This window comes from Sphingomonas ginsengisoli An et al. 2013 (assembly GCF_009363895.1).
GTDB lineage: Bacteria > Pseudomonadota > Alphaproteobacteria > Sphingomonadales > Sphingomonadaceae > Sphingomicrobium > Sphingomicrobium ginsengisoli.
The window spans coordinates 425,868-447,092 of record NZ_CP045434.1 but is presented as its reverse complement, the minus strand read 5'-3'; the positions used below and the strand labels follow the sequence as shown (position 1 = coordinate 447,092).

15 protein-coding genes are annotated in these 21,225 nt (G+C 67.9%); 9 read left to right on the top strand and 6 right to left on the bottom strand.

The genetic code is table 11. The features are described from left to right. Positions 1–28: 28 nt before the first annotated feature. Genes GCU42_RS02200 through GCU42_RS02190 form a run of 3 tightly spaced genes read left to right on the top strand, consistent with a single transcriptional unit; the run spans position 29 to position 3,912 of the window. The gene (locus GCU42_RS02200; protein WP_114228376.1) at positions 29–595 is read left to right on the top strand and encodes an RNA polymerase sigma factor; all 567 of its coding nucleotides are present in this window, start codon (positions 29–31) and stop codon (positions 593–595) included. Continuing rightward, positions 585–1,556 (top strand): FecR family protein, encoded by a 972-nt coding sequence (locus tag GCU42_RS02195; protein ID WP_114228047.1) that lies wholly within the window; start codon positions 585–587, stop codon positions 1,554–1,556. The genes GCU42_RS02200 and GCU42_RS02195 overlap by 11 nt, the downstream gene beginning before the upstream one ends. A 25-nt stretch (positions 1,557–1,581) precedes the next feature. Continuing rightward, positions 1,582–3,912: a TonB-dependent receptor gene (locus GCU42_RS02190; RefSeq protein ID WP_240309489.1), complete on the top strand. Its 2,331-nt coding sequence runs from the start codon at positions 1,582–1,584 to the stop codon at positions 3,910–3,912. 2 nt (positions 3,913–3,914) lie between these two features. On the opposite strand, the gene GCU42_RS02185 is transcribed toward GCU42_RS02190, so the two are convergent. Further along, positions 3,915–4,481, bottom strand: a complete 567-nt coding sequence (locus GCU42_RS02185; RefSeq protein WP_275887919.1) for a TetR/AcrR family transcriptional regulator — start codon at positions 4,479–4,481, stop codon at positions 3,915–3,917. A gap of 173 nt (positions 4,482–4,654) precedes the next feature. On the opposite strand from GCU42_RS02185, the gene GCU42_RS02180 reads away from it, so the two are divergent. Genes GCU42_RS02180 through GCU42_RS02165 form a run of 4 tightly spaced genes read left to right on the top strand, consistent with a single transcriptional unit; the run spans position 4,655 to position 9,421 of the window. After that, positions 4,655–6,055 (top strand): efflux transporter outer membrane subunit, encoded by a 1,401-nt coding sequence (locus GCU42_RS02180; RefSeq protein WP_240309490.1) that lies wholly within the window; start codon positions 4,655–4,657, stop codon positions 6,053–6,055. Beyond that, positions 6,055–7,245 (top strand): efflux RND transporter periplasmic adaptor subunit, encoded by a 1,191-nt coding sequence (locus GCU42_RS02175; RefSeq protein WP_205214992.1) that lies wholly within the window; start codon positions 6,055–6,057, stop codon positions 7,243–7,245. The genes GCU42_RS02180 and GCU42_RS02175 overlap by 1 nt, the downstream gene beginning before the upstream one ends. Beyond that, positions 7,245–8,801, top strand: coding sequence for a DHA2 family efflux MFS transporter permease subunit (locus GCU42_RS02170; protein ID WP_114228050.1), 1,557 nt, complete (start codon positions 7,245–7,247; stop codon positions 8,799–8,801). Before GCU42_RS02175 ends, GCU42_RS02170 begins: the two co-directional genes overlap by 1 nt. A 47-nt stretch (positions 8,802–8,848) precedes the next feature. Beyond that, positions 8,849–9,421, top strand: a complete 573-nt coding sequence (locus tag GCU42_RS02165) for a hypothetical protein (RefSeq protein ID WP_114228051.1) — start codon at positions 8,849–8,851, stop codon at positions 9,419–9,421. On the opposite strand, the gene GCU42_RS02160 is transcribed toward GCU42_RS02165, so the two are convergent. Beyond that, the gene (locus tag GCU42_RS02160; RefSeq protein ID WP_114228052.1) at positions 9,418–10,506 is read right to left on the bottom strand and encodes an aspartyl/asparaginyl beta-hydroxylase domain-containing protein; all 1,089 of its coding nucleotides are present in this window, start codon (positions 10,504–10,506) and stop codon (positions 9,418–9,420) included. The genes GCU42_RS02165 and GCU42_RS02160 overlap by 4 nt on opposite strands. 187 nt (positions 10,507–10,693) lie before the next feature. Then, a complete protein-coding gene (bglX, locus tag GCU42_RS02155; protein ID WP_114228053.1) occupies positions 10,694–12,979 on the bottom strand; it encodes a beta-glucosidase BglX in 2,286 nt (761 codons plus the stop codon). A 172-nt stretch (positions 12,980–13,151) separates the two neighbouring features. Here bglX and GCU42_RS02150 point away from each other — a divergent pair, with 172 nt between their 5' ends. Next, positions 13,152–14,138: a LacI family DNA-binding transcriptional regulator gene (locus GCU42_RS02150; RefSeq protein ID WP_162789257.1), complete on the top strand. Its 987-nt coding sequence runs from the start codon at positions 13,152–13,154 to the stop codon at positions 14,136–14,138. Beyond that, on the top strand, positions 14,135–15,571 hold the full coding sequence (locus GCU42_RS02145) for a glucoamylase family protein (RefSeq protein ID WP_114228055.1): 1,437 nt from the start codon (positions 14,135–14,137) through the stop codon (positions 15,569–15,571). Before GCU42_RS02150 ends, GCU42_RS02145 begins: the two co-directional genes overlap by 4 nt. On the opposite strand, the gene GCU42_RS02140 is transcribed toward GCU42_RS02145, so the two are convergent. From GCU42_RS02140 to GCU42_RS02130, 3 genes are all read right to left on the bottom strand, one after another. Further along, positions 15,568–17,388 (bottom strand): family 43 glycosylhydrolase, encoded by a 1,821-nt coding sequence (locus GCU42_RS02140; RefSeq protein ID WP_114228056.1) that lies wholly within the window; start codon positions 17,386–17,388, stop codon positions 15,568–15,570. The genes GCU42_RS02145 and GCU42_RS02140 overlap by 4 nt on opposite strands. Continuing rightward, positions 17,389–18,075 (bottom strand): DUF6445 family protein, encoded by a 687-nt coding sequence (locus GCU42_RS02135; protein WP_114228057.1) that lies wholly within the window; start codon positions 18,073–18,075, stop codon positions 17,389–17,391. A gap of 64 nt (positions 18,076–18,139) precedes the next feature. Next, a complete protein-coding gene (locus GCU42_RS02130) occupies positions 18,140–21,202 on the bottom strand; it encodes a TonB-dependent receptor (protein WP_114228058.1) in 3,063 nt (1,020 codons plus the stop codon). Between the last annotated feature and the right edge of the window lie 23 nt (positions 21,203–21,225).

Below are 21,225 nucleotides of genomic sequence, written 5' to 3'. Positions count from 1 at the left end.
AATCTTTCTGCCCCCGATGCTTGGGCTGATGGAGGGTGGTTCGGCAGGGCTGGAGGCGGTGTTCCTTGCGCAGCGGCCATTGCTGTTGCGGATGCTGACCGCGCGTCTGCAAAGCGCCGACGATGCCGAGGATGTACTACAGGATCTGTGGCTCAAGCTCGGCCAGATGAGTGCGCGGCCGATCAACGCACCCGCCCCTTTCCTCTTTCGGGCCGCGGCTAATCTGGCGACCGACCGGCGGATCGCCGCGAGCCGGCGCGCCGCGCGCGACGTCGCCTGGGCGGACCACCAGCCTGGCCCGGACGATGTTCCCGGGATCGAGCGAACCTTGCTGGCGCGCGAGATGCTGGAACAAGCGAACCAGCTGATCGCCAAGATGCCGCCACGGATGGCAGCGGCGCTCCGGCTGTACCGGATCGAGGGCCTTGGTCAGCGCGAGATCGCCGAGCAATTGGGGGTGAGCGTCAGCGCGGTCGAGAAGCTGCTGCGCAAGGCTTATGCGCAAATTATCAGTTTCGCGGCGAAACCGGCGGGTGCGGAATCGCCCGGCTGGCGCCGTCTAGGCAGTGAAGGATCAAGCTCGCGTGTCGACTGAAGGCGGATCAGTGCTGGATCAGGCGATCGCCTGGCACCTCCGCCTCGCGGAGGCTGACGATGCTACGTGGGAAGATTTCACCCGCTGGCTCGAGGCCGCACCCAAGCACGCCGACGCCTACGATCAGGTAGCGATGGTTGACGGCCTGCTGCCCGACGCGACCGCGCTCAGCCACGCCGAACTGCCGGTCAGCGCGCCGAGCGCCAACGATAACCTGCCGCTTGCCGGCCGTGCCCGCTGGCTCGTCGGTGGCGGCACCGTGGCCGCCGCTGCCGCTGCAGTCGCGCTGCTGCTGGTGCCCGCGCTGCGAAGCGCGGCGGCTCCGAGCATTTATGAGACCCCCGCCGGCAGCGCGCGCACGATCGCGCTCGCGGATGGGTCGTCGGTCGAGCTTGGCGGCGGTTCGCGCCTCAGCGTGACCGGGTCAGGCACTCGGGTCGCGATGCTCGAGCGCGGCGAGGCCGTCTTCCACGTCCGCCATGATTCGAGCCATCCCTTCACCGTCAAGGTCAACGACATTGCGGTGCAGGACCTCGGCACCGTCTTCGCGATCATGCGCGACAGCGATGCCGTGCGGGTGGCGGTTTCCGAAGGGTCGGTCGCGGTGAGCCGCGCTCAGCACCGCCTAACGCTCGGGCGAGGCGACATGGCGGTTGCGGTCGCGGCGCAGGACGCGCTGGCAAGCGCGCGGATCGATCCGGCGGCGGTCGGCGGATGGCGTAGCCGCTCGCTGACCTTCCAGGGTGAGCCGCTGGCGAGTGTCGTTGAACGGCTCAACCGCCTGTACGCGCTGCACATCTCGCTGGGGCCGAACTTGTCCGACCGTCCGTTTACCGGCATGGTCCAGCTGACTGGGGATGCCGCGCGCGATGTACCGCACCTGGCGGCGCTGATTGGGACGACGTGGCGGCGTGACGGCGAGGGGTGGGTTTTGTCGAGCGCGGATCCGGTCCGGCGCTAGCGCGCTCGTCCTCGCTCTGGCGCCGGTGGCGCCCACGTTCGCAGCTCCTCCCCCGGCAATCATCGACATTCCCGATGCTACCCTCGACGTGGCCGTGGTCGCGCTTGCCCGCCAGGCGGGCGCCGAGATCGTCAGCACCGAGCGCGGGCTGAACCGCGTCCGTTCACGCGCCGTGCGTGGTCGGTTGCCGGTCGCCGCCGCGCTCGAACAATTGCTCGCCGGAACGCCGTTCGAGGCGCTTCGCCTCGCCAGCGGAGCGTTCGTGATTCGCCGCCGCCCCGCCCCGCCGCCAGTCGCCGCCCACGCGGCGCCGCGGCGTCAGCCTCTCGTCCGGCAACCGCAAGTGGCCGAAGCGGCCCCGCCAGTCGTCATTGTTCAGGCCAGCAAGCAGCAGACCCCGTTGATCCGCTACCCCGGCGCCGTGACCTCGGTCAGCGGCATCGACCCCTTGCGCGCCGGGTCGAGCGGCCGCGCCCGCGACCTGTCGGACCTCGGCGAAACCATGCCGGTGCTCCAAGGCACCCATCTCGGTCCCGGCCGCGACAAGTTGTTCATCCGCGGCATCGCCGACAGCAGTTTCAGCGGCAGCACTCAGTCGCCGACCAGCCTCTACTGGGACGATGTCCAGCTCAACTATACCGGGCCGGACCCGGGCCTGCGGCTCTACGACGTTAGCAGTGTCGACGTGCTCGAGGGGCCGCAGGGCACGCTTTACGGAAGCGGCGCCATTGGCGGCGTGATCCGGGTCAATTCCAATCCGGTCGACCTCGGCAATGCCGGTGGCGCACTCGGCGTCGGGATCACGGCGACGCAGGAGGGCGAGCCCGGCGCCGACGGTGCGGCGATGCTCAACCTGCCGCTGGTTAGCGGCGTGCTTGGCCTGCGCGCCGTCGGCTATGCCAGCCGTGAAGGCGGCTATCTCAACGATCTGCGGCGCGGCGCGAACGACATCAACCGCACCACCACGCGCGGCGGCCGGTTGACCGCGCGCTTCCGTCCGGGCGCCGGCTGGCAGGTCGAGGCCGGCGGCGTCTTCCAGGCGATCCGTTCGCGTGACGGCCAATATGCGTTGCGCAGCGCCCCCGCGTTGAGCCGCCGATCGGCGATCGCCCAGCCTTACCGTAATCAGTTCGCGCTCGGCCGCCTGTCGGTGGGGCGGCAGTTCGGTAACGGGCTGCAATTTCAGTCGACCACCGCGATCGTCGGCTATCGCTCGACCGACCAGTTCGATGCCACCGGCGCGACCGCGCTGCTGCCGGTCACCTATGTAGCCGAGCGCCACAAGCGCCTCCTCAGTCACGAGAGCCGACTCAGCCGCAAGCTGCCCGACGGGGCGAGCTGGGTGGTCGGGGTGGGCCTGATCGATAATCGCGATTCACTGGCGCGGACCTTCTTCTTCGTCGACCAGCCGGTCAGCGTCACGGGCGTCACCAACAAGACGACGTCGCTGTCGGCCTTCGTCGAGGCGACCCGGCCGCTGTCGCGGCGGTTGTCGGCCACCCTCGGTGCCCGCGTCACGACGGCGCGGGTCGATGGCGACCCCTCGATCAACCCGCGCCCCGGCACCTTCGTGCGCGGCCACCCGACCCGGCGCATCGATCCGACCGCCGCACTGGTGTGGGAAGTCCGCCCCGACACCACGATTTTCGCCCGGCTCCAGTCGGGTTTCCGCACGGGCGGGCTCGCGGTGGCCCCCGGCGTCGGCCGGGTCAGCGACTTCGAAAGCGACACGGTGCGCATGAGCGAGGTCGGCGTCCGCCATCTCAAGCGCGGCGCGACCGGCCTCAGCATCGGCAGCACTGTGTCGCTGACCTATTGGAACGACATCCAGGCCGACCTTATCACCCGGCGCGGGACGCCGAACACGGTCAATCTGGGCGATGCGCGCATCCTGTCGTGGGAAGGCAATGCGGAGTGGACACCGCTGCCCGACCTCACCGCCAAAGGCTCATTCCTGGTCAGCCGCAACCGCGTCACGGGGCCGATGGCCGACCTCTCGCAGCGGCGTAACCGGCGCCTTCCCAACACGCCGCTGTTCTCGGCGTCGGGCGAAATGGGATATCGTTGGCGAGCGTTAGCTGGGGCGCCAAACCTGAAATTCAGTGCCAGCTACGTCGGCCGCTCGGTGCTCGGCACGGGCGACCTGTTCGATATTGCGCAAGGGCGCTACCTGCTGCTGGGCGCTGCCGCCGGGATCGATTGGCGCGGCTTCCACTGGTCGCTCGCGGCCGAAAATCTCGGCAACGCCGCCGCCAACCGCTTCTCCTACGGCAACCCATTCACGCTGGTCGCCCGCGACCAGATCACACCGCTGAGGCCGCGTAGCGTGCGCCTTGGCGTATCGACTCGCTGGTAGGCTCAGTCGGTCGGCTTCCAGCCGGTCAGGAAACTGGCGACCGCCATCTCGATTTCCGCCATTCGCTGTTCGGCCGGATAATCCTCGACCAGCCCCAGCAGCAGCCAGTGCCACGAACGCGCCTGGAGCAGGCCGACGAACTGGCTCGCGGCCAGCGCCGGATCGGCGGCGCGAAGATCGCCGCGGTCCATCGCCGCGCGGACCAAGGAAGCTAGCCGGGCCTTGCCCCGCGCGGGGCCGCGCTCGAAGAATAATCTTGCCATCTCGGGGAAGCGCGCCGCCTCGCCGATCACCAGCCGCTGGAGGTCGATCATCGGCGGGCTGAGCACGGTGTCGAGCAAGGCGCTGCCGAACAGCCGCAACTGCTCGGCAATCGGCGCCGACGGGTCGATCGGCGTCGTCAGCGCCCGGCCATACCGCTCGACCAGATCGTCGCAGACCGCCGCAAACAGCGCCTCCTTGCTGGGGAAATAGGTCCACAAGGTGGTCTTGGACCCCCCTGCAATCTCCGCGATGCGCGACATGGAAGTGGCGCCATAACCATGCTCGAAAAACACCGCGCGTGCGATCTCGACCAGCCGCGCACGGCGTTGCGATGCCGCAGAGGCTGAGCGTTCGACAATTTCTATACCGCCCAGTATCTTTCTCCTTGACTCACCTGCGGCAGGACGTCAGGGCGCGAGCCGTACTATTCAGTATGGTCCTTTGCATGCGCCCGATCAACTCAGCTCCGGTCCTTGCCATGCTCGCGCTGGCGGGCTGCGCCGCCGTCCCGCATTTGCCGCCTGCCCCGTCGCTGGCCGATCACCCGGCCACCACAACCGCCACCAGCCTGGCGGGAGGCACCGCGAGCTTTCCGACCGATCAATGGTGGCAGGGCTTTGGTGACCCGCAGCTGACCGAACTGATCACCGAGGGGCTGCAGGGCGCGCCCGACGTCAAGCTGGCGGCGGCCCGGGTCCGCGCCGCCGAGGCAATGGCCGACGAGAGCCGCGCGGCGACGTTGCCGACGATCACCGCCGACGGCACGGTCGGGATCGTCCAGCAGAGCAAGAATCTTGGCATCCCCCCGCAATTTGTGCCGCCGGGAATCCAGGATACCGGGCGGATCACGCTCAGCGGCAATTTCGACCTCGACCTGTGGGGTCGCAACCGCGCCCGGCTGCGTGCCGCCCGCTCGGAAGCGGAAGCGGCGCGGGTCGACCAGGCGCAGGCCGCGCTGATGCTGTCGACCGCGATCGCCACCGCTTATGCCGACCTCGCCAGGCTCTACGCCGAGCGCGACGTCGCCGCGACGGCCGTGCAGGTGCGCGGGCAGACCGCGACGCTGACCGGGCAGCGAGTCCGCGCGGGCCTCGGAACCGAGGGCGACGTTGCCGCGGCCCGGGCGCGCGCAGCGGGCGCATCGGCCGACGTCCAGGCACTCGACGAGCAGCTCGTCCTGACCCGCAACCGGCTGGCGGCGCTGACCGGCGCGGGCCCCGATCGGGGCCTTCACGTCACTCGCCCGACGCTCCGCTCGCAGCCTTCCGCCCTTCCCGCCAACCTCCCGCTCGACCTGCTCGGTCGCCGTCCCGACATCGTCTCGGCGCGCCTCCGGGCCGAAGCGGGGGCGGCGCGAATCAAGGCGGCCAAGGCGTCCTTTTACCCGAACATCAACCTGGCTGGGCTGATCGGCCTGCAAGCGCTCGGGCTCGAAAATCTGTTCTCGAGCAACTCTCTCTACCTCAATGCCGGACCGGCGATCTCGCTGCCGATCTTCGAGGGTGGCCGCCTGCGCGCGCAATATCGCGGGGCCCGCGCGACCTACGACGGCGACGTGGCGCAATATGAAGGCAACATCGTCACCGCGCTGCGCGAAGTGGCCGACGCGGCTGGCAGCCTGCGTGCGCTGCAGGGCCAGCTGGCGCAACAGCGTGCGGCGCTGGCGGCGGCGCAGGACGCCAAGCGGGTTGCCGAGCTGCGCTATCGCGCCGGGCTGACCAATCAGCTGGCGGTGCTGCTGACCGACGATCAGCTGCTCCTCAGCCGCCGCGCGGTGGCCGACTTGGAGGCGCGCACCCTCACCTTGCAGGTAAGCCTCATCCGCGCGCTGGGCGGCGGCTTCGCCAGCGCTCCTTCGACCATGACTGGAGTTCATTGATGGCCGACAATCCCATGGCCGATCCGCCCAAGGACGAGCAGGTCCCCGCGCAGGAACCCGCCGCGGGCCAGCCAGGCGGCAGTAATGAGCCGGCGATTCCGACGCGGAACCGGCGCAAGCTGTTCGTCATCCTCGCCATCGTGCTGGTCGCCGCGGGCCTGATCTGGTTCGTCTGGCACCGCATCACCCAATCCGGCCGTGTCAGCACCGACAACGCCTATGTCGGCGCGGAGACCGCCCAGGTCACGCCGCTGGTCGCGGGCAATGTCGTCAAGGTGCTGGTGTCGGGCACGCAGACGGTGAAGACCAACGACATCCTCGTCGTCCTCGACGACACCGACGCGCGGCTGGCGCTGACCAACGCCGAATCGGCGCTGGCGCAGGCCCAGCAGCGCTATCGGCAGGCCACCGCGGGCGTGTCGACCGCGCGTAGCCAGGCTGTCGCCCGAACCGGTGATATCGAGCAGGCGCAAGCGCGCCTTGCTTCGGCCAGCGCCGAGGTCAACCGGACCGCGGCCGAATTGGCCCGGCGCCAGTCACTCGGGGGCACCGGCGCGGTCAGCGGTGAGGAATTGACCTCAGCCCGCACCGCTTACGCCGCCGCCCGGGCCGCGCGCGACCAGGCCGCCGCCGCTGTGCAAACCGCGCGGGCGACCCGCGATGCCTCGATCGGCCAGGTCGAGCAGAGCGCAGCGGTGATCCAGGGCACGACCATCGGCACCGCACCCGACGTCCGCGCGGCGCAGTCTCAGGTCGAGTTGGCCCGGCTCAACCTCGCCCGCACGGTGATCCGCGCCCCGATCAACGGCGTCGTCACCAACCGCACGGTCCAGGTCGGGCAGCGGGTGGCGGCGGGAACGCCGATCATGACGCTGGTCCCCATCGCCCAGGCCTATGTCGACGCCAACTTCAAGGAAAACCAGCTGGCGCAGGTCCGCCCGGGCCAGCCGGTCGAGCTGACCTCCGACTATTATGGCGGCGATGTCGTCTTCCACGGCAAGGTGGTCGGCTTCGCGGGCGGCACCGGTGCGGCTTTCGCGCTGATCCCCGCGCAGAATGCGACCGGTAACTGGATCAAGGTCGTGCAGCGCCTGCCCGTCCGCATCGCGCTCGACCCGAAGGAGCTGGCGCAGCATCCGTTGCGGGTCGGGCTGAGCATGGACGCGACCATCGACACCCGGGGCCGCTGATGGCGCTCAAGGCGATCAAGGCGATTAAGGCGCAGGAGAAAGAGCCCGAGCCGCTGCAGGGCGGCAAGCTCTTGCTCGGCGCCTTCGCGCTCGCCTTGTCGAACTTCGTGGTGGTGCTCGACACCACCATCGCCAACGTTTCGGTGCCGCATATCGCCGGCGGCCTCGCCGTGTCGCCGACCCAGGCGACGTGGACCATCACCTCCTACGCCGTCGCCGACGCGATCACCGTCCCGTTGACGGGCTGGCTGTCGGCGCGGTTCGGGACGGTTCGCTGGTTCGTCTTCTCGCTGATCGGCTTCGGCATTTTCTCCTTCCTGTGCGGCATTTCGACCTCGCTCAGCATGCTGGTGCTGTTCCGCATCCTGCAGGGCCTGTCGGGCGGGCCGCTGATGCCGCTCACCCAGATCCTGTTGCTGCGGATCTTTCCCAAGAACCGTGCCGCCGCGGGCCTCGGCATCTGGGCGATGACCACCACCGCGGCGCCTATCCTGGGGCCCATCCTCGGTGGCTGGATCAGCGACAATTGGACCTGGCCGTGGATCTTCTTCATCAACCTGCCGGTCGTCGCCACCTGCATCATCTTCTCGATCCGGATCGTCGCGCCGTTCGAAACCAAGCGCCTCAAGCAGCCGATCGATGTGGTCGGGCTGGGGCTGCTCATTCTGTGGGTCGGGGCGTTCCAGATCATGCTCGACACCGGGCGCGACAATGACTGGTTTGCGAGCTGGTGGATCACCGAGCTGGCGATCGTCGCCGGGGTGGGCCTCATCGCCTTCATCATCTGGGAGCTGACCGACCGCCACCCAGTGGTCGACATCAAGGTGCTGAGGCACCGCGGCTTCCTCTTCCCCTCGCTGGCGATCGGGATGGGATTCGGCGCCTTCTTCGCGCAGGTCGTGCTGACGCCGCTGTGGCTGCAGCAGTCGCTTGGCTATACCGCGAGTGAGGCCGGGCGGGTGGTCGCCTGGACCGGCGTGTTCGCAGTCCTGCTGTCGCCCGTCGCCGCGCGGCTGGCGACCAAGGTCGACCTGCGGGTCACCGTCTCGATGGGGATCATGTGGCTGTGCTTCGTGACCCTGCTCCGAACGCGCTGGGACCCCGCGCCGGATTATTGGACGCTGGCGATCCCGCACCTGCTGCTCGGGCTCGGCATGCCCTTCTTCTTCATCGGCCTGACCCAGCTCGCGCTGGGCGCGGTGCCGCCCAACGAGGTCAATAGCGCCGCGGGCATTCAAAGCTTCATGCGGACGCTATCGGGCGCGATCGGGACCGCGCTCGCAACCACGGCGTGGGACAATAGCTCCAACGTCGCCCGTTCGGAGATCGTCGGGCGCATGAACGACGCCGGCGGGCTGCTCGACCGGTTGCAGGGCGTCGGGCTCACCGCCGACCAGGCGCGCGCTTCGCTCGAGCGGATCGTCGTCGGGCAATCGTCGACGCTCGCGCTACTCCACATCTACTACATCGCCGCGGCGGTGTTCGTGGTCGCGGCGGTATCGGTCTGGTTGGTGCCCAAGCCCAAGAAGCCGGGAGCCATGGCCGCGAGCCACTGAGCGCCAAGTAAATTGCGCGTCGGCCGTGCAGTGCTAAGCCTCGCCAAGTGGGGCAATTCGTTCAACTGCAGGCGACGCCGGCGGCTTTGGAGGCGCTGCGCACCGGGCTGACGTCTTACGGGCCGGCCGCCGGCGATCCGGCCTGGCTGGTCGGCGGCGTGTGGCTCGCCACGCGCGGGGCCCGGTTGCTGGCGACCGCGGCGGTCGATGTGCTGGCCGACGGCCAGGTCGCCCGGCCGTTGTGCCTTCATTCGCCGTCGGAACTGGTCGAGCAAATCGCGGCGGACCTGCCTGATATAATCGGCCGGCTGCGCTCGCGCGGGAGCGATCTAAGCTTCGGTCCGCCGCCCTCGCTCCCGCCGGCCCCGACGCTCAAGCCGTGGCCCGCTGCGCCCTATTTCATGGCAGTGCTGGTGCGCGCCTATCGCCGCCAGGCCGCGATCAACCACATCGCCTGCGGGCTGTTGTTCCGCAGCGAGGCCGGGCGGCACTTGCTGATCTCCACCGATCCCCATTCGCTCGCGCTGGTATTCAGCGAGGAGATGGACCTGGTCGAACGCTACGAAGCCGACTGCGAGGTGCTCTCGCTCGACCGTTATCTCGCGCGCTGCTCCGGCTAGGCGGCGACCGGTTCTGGGCAGTCGAGCAGCTGCCGAACCGCCGCCCGCTCGCCTTCGCTGAGCTCGGGCCGCCAGAGGTCGGCGATCAGGACGACGCGGGTCTCATCGCTGTCGTTCCACGCCTCGTGCATCGTCATGTCGTCGAAGATCAGCGCCTCGCCCTCGCGCCACTCGCGCGTCTCCTCAGCCACCCGGAAGCCGCAGCGGTCGGGCACGATCAGCGGGAAGTGGACGATCACCCGGGCGTTGGTGAGGCCGGTATGCGGCGGGATGTGGCTGCCCGGCGCAAGGATCGAGAAATAGAGACTGGGCGAGATCAGCGGCAGGTGCGGCCTGGCGAGGTGCGCGGTCGCCGCCATCGTCCGCGGGCAGCGCGAAGCGAATTCCTCGACCACCTCGCCGTTGCGCATCAGCGGGATCATCGTCCACTCGCCGGCGCGGCCAATCTGGCCTTCCGCGCCGTGCAAAGCGGACAGGTGCGCCGACAGCTCGGACCGGTCGGCCACTAACGCGCGATATTCGGCGCGGATGGCGTCGGTTTCACGCTCGACCGTAGCGACTCCGGGGAACTCGCTGCGCTCGAAATAGCCTTGCGGGCGCAGCCGCGGAATGCGGAAGTCGGGCGCCACCATTGCCCCCGCCCCGAGATTTTCGAGCAAATTCGCCTGGAAGCCGCGCATCCGCCGCTCCTCGTCCGGGCCGAGGCTGCCGGGTTCGGGCGCCCAACCCAACAGCGCCTGCCGCCACGCATCGGCAGCGCGGACCCACGCCTTCGCGTGCGCAAGCTGCTTGGCCATCGCCGGCTGGAATACAAGGTCGCGCGGGGCGTTGGCGCAGGCCGCGCGATAGGCGCGCTCGGCCGCGTGCGGCGCGCCCATTGCTTCGCGCAGGCTGCCGAGCAGCAGGCTCATCAGGAAATTGCGCGGTTCGAGCTCGACCGCCGCGGCCGCCGCCTTGGCCGCCTTGGGATAGTCGCCGAGCGCGCGATACACCGTCGCCAGCCGCAGGAGGGTGGTCGCATCGCGGCCCCGCTGGGCGGCCTGCTCGAGCAGACTGCTCGCCTGCCGCAGATCGCCGCGCGCCATCGCCTCGTCCGCCTGAGAGATGAGCGGATAGACGGGGGACGACCTGATGATGCCACGCTCCTAAGCTTGAGACGCTGTCACATATCGCGCGCCTTCTCGAGGCGGTGAGATGTTCGACAAAGATAGGGCGCGGCTTCTACGAACGGCGTACCCGAAAGTCACGCAGGCGACATTCCGAAAACGCTTTTCAGGCGGTCAGTTCGAAGCTTCCGTGCACGCCGTCCGCTTCTGCCGACGGGGCGATCCAGACGTCGAAGGTTCCCGGCTCCACCACCGGGCGGTTCTGCACGCCGATAAAGGCGAGGTCGGCGGGGCGGAGGACGAACCTCACCACCTCTGACGCGCCCGGTGCAAGCGCCAGCTTGCGGAACGCCTTGAGCTCTCGCACCGGGCGGGTGACGCTTGCTGCCCGGTCGCGGACGTATAGCTGCACCACTTCCTCGGCGGCGCGGCGTCCGCTGTTGGTGATCTGCGCACTGATTGCGATTTCCCCGCTCATCGGGATCGCCGCCGCACTCAGCGCCAGTTCGGCATAGGTTGGCTTGCCGTAAGTCAGGCCATGCCCGAATGGGTAGAGCGCATTGTTGCTGATGCCGCGGAAATGCGTCTTGTAGGGTTGCAGCGGGCCGACCGGATTGGGCCGGCCGGTCGGTTTGTGCGCGTAATAATAAGGCTCCTGCCCCGAGCGTTGGGGGAAGCTCATTGGCAGGCGCCCGGCCGGTGAATAAGCGCCGAACAGCACGTCGGCGATGGCGTGGCCGGTCTGGCTGCCGAGGAACCAGGTGACGAGGATCGCGGGCGCGTTCGCCACCGCGCCCTCGAGCGCCAGCGCCCGACCGTTCTTGAGCACCACCACCATCGGTTTGCCGACTGCGGCCACGGCTTCGGCCAGCGCCTGCTGCGGCGGCGGGACCACGATCTCGGTCCGCGACTGCGCCTCGCCCGACATGTTCTGCCCCTCGCCGATTGCGAGCACGACGATATCGGCTTGCTGCGCCGCCGCGACCGCCTGGGCGATTCCGCCGGGCAGCGCTTCCTCGATCCCCGAGCCGGGCGCAATGATCACCTGGTTGCGATCACCGACTACGGCGCCGACCCCGGTCGCGAGGTCGATCGCCTTGGCATCGTCGCCATAGACGCACCACGGCCCGATGAGGTCGTGCTGGCCCGCCGCGAACGGTCCGATCAGCGCAATTTTCTTGCCCGAGCGCGGCAGCGGCAGCAGGTCGCCGTCGTTCTTGAGCAGCACGATCGATTTGCGCCCCGCCTCGCGCGCGAGGACGAGTGCCGCCGGCTGCATCGAGCGCTGCCGCTCGCGCTTCTCGTCGATCCGGCGGAAGGGATTTTCGAACAGGCCGAGCATGGCCTTCATGGCCAGCACGCGCCGCACCGACTGGTTGACGCGTTCCTCGGGCACCTCGCCGCTGCGCACCAGGTCGGGCAGATGGTCCCGATAGAAGCCGCTCTGCATGCTCATGTCGACGCCGGCCATGAACGCGAGCTTGGTCGCCTCGCGCGCATCCTTGGCGAAGCCGTGAGCGATCATTTCCTCGTCGCCGGTGTAGTCGCTGACGACGAAGCCCTCGAACCCCCACTCGCCCCGCAGCAGGTCGGTCATCAGCCACTTATTACCGGTCGAGGGGATGCCGCTGATCTCGTTGAACGAGGCCATCACCGACAGCGCGCCGGCGTCGAAGGCGGTCTTGAACGCCGGCAGATAGATCTCGCGCAAGGTGCGCTCGGACACGTCGACCGTGTTGTAGTCGAGGCCCGCTTCGACCGCGCCGTAAGCGGCGAAGTGCTTGGCGCAGGAGAGCATGGTCGAGTCCGACTTGAGCCCGGCACCCTGGAAGCCATGCACCCGCGCCGCGGCGAAGAGCTTGCCGAGCAACACGTCTTCGCCAGCGCCCTCGACGCCGCGGCCCCAGCGCTGGTCGCGGGCGACGTCGACCATCGGCGCGAAGGTCCAGTCGATTCCAGCACCGGCGGCCTCATACGCCGCGGCGGCGGCGGTGCGGCGGGCGAGGTCGGGCTCGAAGCTGGCCACTTCGGCGAGCGGCACCGGGAACACCGTGCGGTGGCCGTGGATGATGTCGGCGGCGAAGATGAGCGGGATCTTGAGCCGCGAATCGCGCACTGCGGCGGTTTGCAGGATGCGATGCATGTTGGCGCCGTTGCCGTTGAACACGCCAGTCAGCAGCCCGCGTCGCGCTTCCTCGGTCTGCTTGCCGAAGTCGCCGTTGGACGGGGGATTGAGTGCGGCCGCCGCGCTGCCGCCCCACGCCGATGCCATCAGGCTCAACTGCCCAGCTTTCTCCTCGAGCGTCATGCGAGCGACAAGGTCGTTGGCGAACGCCGGGATGGGGAGCCGGCCCGCCGCCTCGACCAGTGCCCGCGCCGGGCTGGCGAGCCAGGCGAGCGTCGCCCCCGCCCCCAGCATCGTCGCACGGCGCGAAATCGGCTTGTCGAGCATCGTCCCCTCCTCACTGGCACACGGGCCCACACGCGGCACCGCACCCGGGTCGTCAGCTCCTCAATCTCCTCGGTTGACGAGCCGTGTAACCGGTTACATGACGGACCCGGGCGGGGATTGCAATCCGCCTTTCACGGTTGTCCGAACCGAAATCCGCCGCAAGAAGGAGCCCATGGCCGAAGCCACCATCCGCGATGTCGCGCAGCTTGCCGAAGTGTCGGTGGCCTCGGTCTCGCGCGTGTTGAACGGCTCGGGCAAGGTCAGTCCGGCTGTCCGCGAGCGTGTCGAGGCGGCGATCGCGGCGCTCGGCTACGTGCCGCATGCCGCGGCGCGCAGCCTAAGCATCGCCCGCACCCATTCGATCGGCGTCGTCCTGCCCGACCTCCACGGCGAGTTCTTTTCCGAGATCGTCCGCGGGATGGAAACGGTCGCCAGCGAGCGCGGCTACCTGCTGCTGCTGTCGAGTCTGCATAAGGACACCAGCCTCGGCACCTCGGCGCTGCGCGCGCTGCGCGGGCGGGTTGATGCTGCGGTGGTGATGGCGCCGCACCTCAGCGACGCGGAGTTGGCGCTGACCCTGCCGCCGGGAGTTCCGGTGGTGCTGCTCAACAAGCGCGCAGCCGAGGACAGTCACCTGTCGATCACCATCGACAATGAGGGCGGCGCACGGGCGATCGCCGAACATCTCCTCGCGCGCGGCTGCCGGCGCTTCGTCCACATCGCCGGCCCGTCCGGCAACGCCGATGCCCGCGAACGTGCCGAGGCGTTCGCCGCCGCGCTGAGCGGCCGCGACGGCGTCCTGCTGCAGGTCGTCCAAGGCGATTTCAGCGAGGATTCGGGAGAGGCCGCCATCGCTGCATTGCTAGGGTCAGGGCAGCACTTCGACGCAGTGTTCGCAGCCAACGACAATATGGCGATGGGCGCGCTGCAGGCGCTGCGCGCGGCGGGCAAGCAGGTGCCGGACGAAATCGCGGTGGTCGGGTTCGACGACATCCCGCTCGCGCGCCACCTCGGGCTGACGACCGTCAGCGTGCGGATCGCCGACCTCGGCCGCCGCGCCTTGATCGCGCTGATCGACGGGTTCGAGGAAGGCATTGCACCCTTCCACATGGTCCACCGGGTCGACCTGGTGTCGCGCGCGACGACGGTGCGCTCATGAGCGGCTGGAACCGTCGCGAGCTGCTGGTGGGCGGCACGGCCGCGTTGAGCGCAACCGGCGTTGGTGGCCGCGCCGCTGCCCTCGCGTCCCGCCCGCCCAATCGGCTGCCGGCCTTTTACGAGGATATCGAGCAGCGCACCTTCCGCTTCTTCTGGGAGACGGCGAACCGCGCCAACGGGCTGGTCCCCGATCGCTGGCCGACCCCGTCCTTCTCGAGCATCGCTGCGGTCGGCTTCGCCCTCCCCAGCTACGCTGTCGGCGTGGAGCGCGGCTGGTGCAGCCGGGCCGCGGCGCGCGACCTGACCCTCACCACGCTGCGCTTTTTCCACCGCGCCCCGCAGGGTCCGCAGCCGAGTGGCACGGCGGGCTACAAAGGCTTCTTCTATCACTTCCTCGACATGACAACCGGCACCCGCTTCCGGCAGGTCGAGTTGTCGAGCGTCGACACCACCCTGCTGATCCTGGGCGTGCTGTTCGTGGGTCGCTATTACGACGGCGCGCATCCCGCCGAGCGCGAGATCCGTGGCCTCGCCGATGCGCTCTATGCGCGGGCCGACTGGAATCATTTTCGCAGCGATGGACGGCTGCCGCTATCGATGGGCTGGCTGCCCGAGATCGGCCTGCTCGAGCGCAATTGGGTCGGTTACAATGAAGGCATGGCAACCAACCTGCTGGCGCTCGGCGCGCCGGTCCATGCCGCTCCCGCCAACCTGTGGGACGCCTGGGTCGCCCCCTACCCCTCCTGCTGGCGCGGCGAAGGCGCGACCCGGCACGTCGCTTTCGCGCCGATGTTCGGTCATCAGTACAGCCACATGTTCATCGATTTCCGCGGAATCCGCGACGCGCCGATGCGCGTGGCCGGCTTCGACTATTTCGAGAACAGCCGCCGCGCGACCTACGCCCAGCGCGCTTATTGCACCGCCAACCCGATGGGGTGGGACGGCTATTCGAGCGACATCTGGGGACTCTCCGCATGCGACGGTCCGGTCGGCGTGACGTTGCCGTTCAAGGGCGGGCAGCGCCGCTTCCACGGCTATTCGGCGCGCGGCCCGGTGGGCATGCCCGACGGGCTCGACGACGGCACGCTGGCGCCGACCGCTTCGCTCGGCTCGCTCCCCTTCGCGCCCGAGATCGTGGTGCCCGCGGCTCAGGCATTGCTGCGCCAGCACGGCAGCCGCATCTACGGTCGCTACGGCTTCATCGACAGCTTCAACCCGAGCTTCCGCGACACCAAGGTTCGGCTGGGCAACGGCGCGGTCGACCCGCAGACCGGGTGGGTCGCTCGCGACTATCTCGGCATCGATCAAGGCCCGATCCTGCTTCAGGCCGCCAATCATCGCAGCGACTTCGTCTGGCGTTACATGCGCGAGGTGCCTGCCCTCCGCCGCGGCCTTCGCCTGGCCGGCTTCACCGGCGGCTGGCTCGACGCCTAGCGGACGGCGACGGTGCGGCTCAGCCGCGAGACGCCGCTTTCGTTGAACGCTTCAACCGCCACCCAATAAGGCACGCCGGCGTTCAGCGACCGCAATTCCTTGTTCAGCGCCGCGCCGGATCCGAGCTCGTCGGCCCACAGTTGATAGGTCTGCGACAGGCGATCGCGGCGGATGCCGAAGCGGATGTTGTAGCCGACCGCACCCGGAACCCGCTGCCAGCGGACGGTCGCGTCGCGCTGGTCCTGGTGCCGCGTAGCGACCAGCCCCGCTGGCGCTGCCGGCGCGCGGCCATCAGCGCGGCCGAAGACGCGCAAGTCGCTGATCGCCAGATGAGCGGCGCCGACATGGCCGTGGACGTAGCGGATGAAGCGCGTCCGCACCGGCTGCGGCAGTTCGAAATAAGCGTTGGGCCGGTCGCGTCGGGGCGCCTCGGTTCGCGCCAGTGGCTGCCAGCTTTTGCCGTCGAGCGACTGCTGCAGCTCGAACTCCGTATAGATGTCGGGCGCGTCGGCGAAGCGGCCCGACTTGTAGTCGGCAAAATTGACCTGCACCGCACGCACCTCGCGCAAGTCCCCGAGGTCCATCGTCAGCGTCTCGCCCGGCGCATTGCGCGCCGCCACCCAGAAGGTGCGCGGATTCTCGTCGCTTGCCCGGTCGGCGCTATACTCGCCGAGCGTCGATGAGGCGGTGAGCGGCTTGCGGTAGCTCAGCAGCATCCAGCCCGCGAACAGGCTGTCGGGGTCGGTGAAGCGGCTGGTCGGGATCAGTCGCGGCCAGTCGCCGAAGCGGGTCGAGGCGCTGAACTGACCATCCGGATAGAAGCGCGCCGGATAGATGACGATCCGCCGCTCCATCCCCCAATTGTAGCCGATCCACGAGGTGCCGCTGTTATACCAATTGCCGAAGCCGTCCTCGACGGTCGACCCGTGGCCGACCCCCTCCGCGAAGCCACCCGGACGGTAGGCGATCGGATTCCACGGCGCATAGGTGAACGGCCCGAGTGGCTTGTCGCTCGTGTAGGTGCCGTTGGCGTAGACGTTGAATTCGGAGCCGGGCGCGCCGTACTGGAGGTAGTAGCGGCCGTCGTGCTTGGTCATCCAGGCGCCCTCCATGTAGGACGGGCTGGGCTTGCCGGGCGCCCAGCAGGCGCAATGGTCCTGCCCGAACCGTTCCCACCCGTGGGTCGCCGGATCGAGCGACAGCATCGGCTTGGCGGGGGTCTTGTAGATGAGTTTGTCGGGCTCGAAGGCGATCTCGCTGCCGTACATCGGAAAGACATTCGACGAGCCCCAATAAAGGTACCACTTGCCGTCATCGTCCTTGAACAGGGCGGGATCCCATGGGCCGGTCGGGATCTCGCCGGGCTTCATAGCCTCGGGATCCTTGTTTACCGCGCCGGGCAGCGGGGGCATTCGGCGGACGAGGAAGTCGAGCTTGCCGCTGTCGGGATCGCTGGTCGAAAGGATCGACTTGGGCTCCATCATCGAGGGCTGGATGATGAGCTTCTCGCCGTCGGACCACACCGCGGGGGCAACGATGCTCTCGAATGGCCAGCGACTGGGGGTGATGAAGCGCCAGTGGGCGAGGTCGCCCGAGCGCCAATAGCCGTCGGCCAGCGTCTGGAACATGTAGAAGGCGCCCTTGTGGCGCACGATCGCGGGGTCGGCGCCGGTGCGGTAGGATGCGCCGTCGTAGATTTGCTCGAAATTGTAACGGTAATCGAGGTCGACGGGATTGATCGTCGTTCGCTGCTGCGCGGGCGCGGCGGTCGCCAGCAGACCGACGGCGACCAATGGAAGGAGGCGGCGGAACGACATCTAGCGACCTTTGACGAACAGGTTGGCAGTCAGACGGCCCTCGCGCGGATCGCCGCTGAAGGCCATGGTCGGCGGGATGATCCCCGAGTGCAGTAGGCTGCCTTGGTAGATGACTAGCCGGTCGGCGACGGCCTCGACCGCGCCGATTTGCTCGTAATGCGCGTCGGAGCCGCCGATGTAGCCGGCGTCGGGAGCGAGGGCGGCGGCGGCGGTCTCGGCGGCGCGCACAAAGGTGGCGACGTTCTGCTCGGTCACCATTTCGATCCCGGTCGAACGTTGGCGATAGAAAGCGGTGCCCGATCCTTCGGGCACGCGAAGATAGTGGAGCAACGCGAAATGCCGCGGATCCGGCGTGTCGAAATGCGGCGCGCGTTGCGCCGGGGCGAGCGCAGCGGGAGCGGTGGTCACCAGCGAGAAGCTCGCCTCGAGGAGATCGAACTCGTCGATGTCGAATGCGCCCGCAAGGAAAGGCGCAGCGCTTTCGCACAGGCGGCGCGCGTAAGCGTCGGCGTCGGTATCGGCGGCAGTGATGAAGCGGCGCAGGCCCGGGTAATAATTGCCGGCGGCCGGAGGAAATGGCGCCAGCTCGTCCGCCAGTGCCGCAACCGCCTCGGCATCGCCCGAAAAGTCGTCGATCACGACGACCGGGCTGGCCTCACGGCCGACGCGGCGAAGCTCAGGTAACACAGCTGCCCTTTAATGAAACGGGGAGGAAGCACCACGCCCGCTCCCCGTCCCTGGTTTCGATCGGTCAGAACTTGAAGCGCGCGCCAACCTTGAAGTTGCGTCCCTGGCTGGCGACGCTGCCCGGATCGTAAGCGCCGGTCGGTCCCGGTCCACCGACGTTCTGGAAGCCGCCACCCCACATCGAATAGTTGCGGTTGACGAAGTCGAACACGTTCAGCGCCTGGAAGTAGACCGTGAATTCCTGGTCGCGGTTCCACGGCGCCTTGAACGACTTGGTGACGTTCAGATCGACGTTTTTGTAACCGATGCCCTTGGGATGGTAGATGCCGAAGTTGGTCGTGTAGCAATCGGTCCCGCCGCCGCTGACGGGCACGTTGCAGAGCACGCCGCCATACTTCGGACCCGAGGACAGGGTCACGATGGTCGACAGGCGGATATCGAGCGGGAGGCGGACCGTACCGCTGCCGACGAAACGCCAGCGCTCGAGCCCGGTGGTCGGTCCCCAGCCCTGGGCACCAATGGTCGGCGCATCGAAGTTGAACGGATCGCCGATGCTGTTGGTGTTGCGGGTGTCGTTCGAGCGCGCGGTCGACAGCGTCAGCGCAGCGCTGAAGCCGTAGCCCGAATCTTCGGTGTAGGGCTTGTCAGCCTGGAGGTAGAGCGCGGCGTAGCTCGCCTTGCCGTCGCTGTTGCCGATGAAGATGCTGCCGTAGCGGGTGCCGTCGACGCCGATCAGCGGCGCCCCGTTGATAGCCGACGGTCCGTAGAAGATGCCGCGCGAATAAGGGACGCCGTTGTAGACGTAGATCTGATCCGGCCCGTACGACCCATCGGGGAAGCGGTTGCCAACCACTTCCTGGAAGATGTTGTGCGAGCGGATGTAGGACACTGACGCCGAGGTGTTGATCCGCCCGAACCGCTTGCGCACGCCGGCGCTGAACTGGTCCGAGTAAGGCACCTTGGTGTCGTTGTTGAGCAGGTGGACTTCCCCGCCCTGCGTCGCCGCGAGCGCACGGAGCGCAGCCGGATCGGTGGGGATCGTCTGCACGCAGCCGGGGGCATTATTTGACGACGCACATGTCTGGAAAGTGACGACCGTCTGATAGTAATCCTTAATCGTCTCGATCGCGGAATCGATGAACAGCGAACGGTCGTAATAACGGCCAGCGCCTGCCGTCAGCACCAGGTCGCGATCGCCCTTGACGTCATAGGAGACTCCGAGCCGCGGCTGGAAGGCGCCGAAGAAGTGCTTCCGGTTGCTGCCGGTCGAGATGTAGTCGTCCGGATTGAACCCCGCCGCCGCAAAGCCGGGATAGGCGCGCAGCGCCGCGGCGACCGCCGGCGGCGTCACGAAATTCTCATTGCGGGCGTTGGATTCATAATCCCAGCGCAGGCCGGCGCTGATCTGCCAGTGATCGTCTGGCCGCCAGTCATCCTGCACGAAAGCGCCAATCTCGGTGTTCTTGGCGCTGACCGGCTGGACGTCGGCGGCATTGATGCTCGCCGCATAGGGCACCGCGCCAGTCAGACCGGTAAAGGTCTTCCCATCGTAGAAATAGGTGCCCGAGCCGTTGTTGTCTTCGAGCCGCTGCAGCTTGGTGAAGTTGACCTTGCCGCCGAACTTCACCGTATGGTCACCGGCATTCACCGTGACATTGTCCTTGATCAGGAATTGCCGCTGGCGATCGTCCTGGGTGAAGTTGGTGCCGCCGAGTTGGATGAGGCGGTCGTTGCCGGTGTTGAGCACCGTCCCTGGGGTGAGGGTCACGACATAAGAGGAGCCGTCGACATTGGGCACGGCGCCGTTCTGCGCCTTGTCGCGGGCGACGATCAGCTCGTTCAGCCAGCCGGAGCCGCGGTGGGTCCAGTTGACCTGATAGCGATCCTCGTTGTTGCGGTTGCGCGTCGATGCGTCGGTAGTGGTGATCCCGCCGTTGATCTGCAGATTGTTCTCGCGCCGCCGGAAGCCGGTCAGATTGACTGTGTCGGCAGGCGTCGCGAACCAGGTCAATTTGCCGAACAGCAGACTTTCCTTGAAGTCAGCCGCATAGCTGCCGTTGTACTGCGAACGCGCCGAGGCGGCATAAGCGGCGGCGGCCGGGCTCAGTAGTGCGAGGTTCGGGTTGGTGGTCGGATAGACGTTGATGTCGCTCGACCCGAAGGTCTTGTTGGTGCCTTCATAGTCGATGAAGAAGTGCAGCTTGCCCGGGATGATCGGCCCGCCGATGTTGCCGCCGTAAAATTTGTTGCTGAAATTCGGCTTGGGCCGATAGGGCGAGGTGGCGTTGTTCAGGTTTCCGGGACGGTCATCGTAATTCTGGCTGATGAAGCTCTTGGGCTGCCATTCACCGAAAATCTCGCCGTGGAAGGTGCGGCCACCGGTCTTGGTGATCGACGAGATCACCGCCGAACCCGCCTGCTCGAACTCCGCCTTGAAGTTCTGCACCTGGACGTCAAACTGGTCGACCGCCGACGCCGGGAAGGGGTTGCCCGACGAGTAGTTCTGCCCGTTCGTCCCGCCGTGGTTGACGAGGTTCTTGATGCTGACGCCGTCGATGAAGGTGTTGGTGTTATCCGAGTTGATGCCGCCGGCCTGCACCTGGCGCGCCTTCCCGCCAAGCTGCGGCGGCGACACCGTGACGCCCGGGGCGAGCGCGGCGAAATTGAGGAAGTTGCGGTCGCCGTTGGGAAGATTCTCGATCTGGAACCGCGAGACGTTGGTCGAGACAGTCGGCGTCTTCACGTCACGGGCGCGCGACCCGATCACCACGACGTCGGCGCCGCTTGCGCCGCCAGTCGCGGCTACGGCCGCCAAGAAATCCACTGTCACCGCCTGGCCCAGCGGCACCGTCACCGTCTGGGTCTTGCCGCCGGTCTGCACGCGGTACGTGCTCGGCGGCACGCCGACGATCTGGTAATTGCCGTTGGCGTCGGTCCGCGCACTGTCGGTGCGGCCGGTGTTGGTGTCGGTGAAGGTCACCGCCGTACCCGCCGCCGCGCCGTCGATATGGCCCTGAATGCTCGAGGTCGTCTGCGCCTCGGCCGGGACCGCCGCCATCATGCCCACGGCCAGCGAAGCCACCGAGATGCCCGTCGACAGTCGCAGCTTGAGAAGCTTGCTGATCATATTCTGGTCCCCATCCTGTTCAT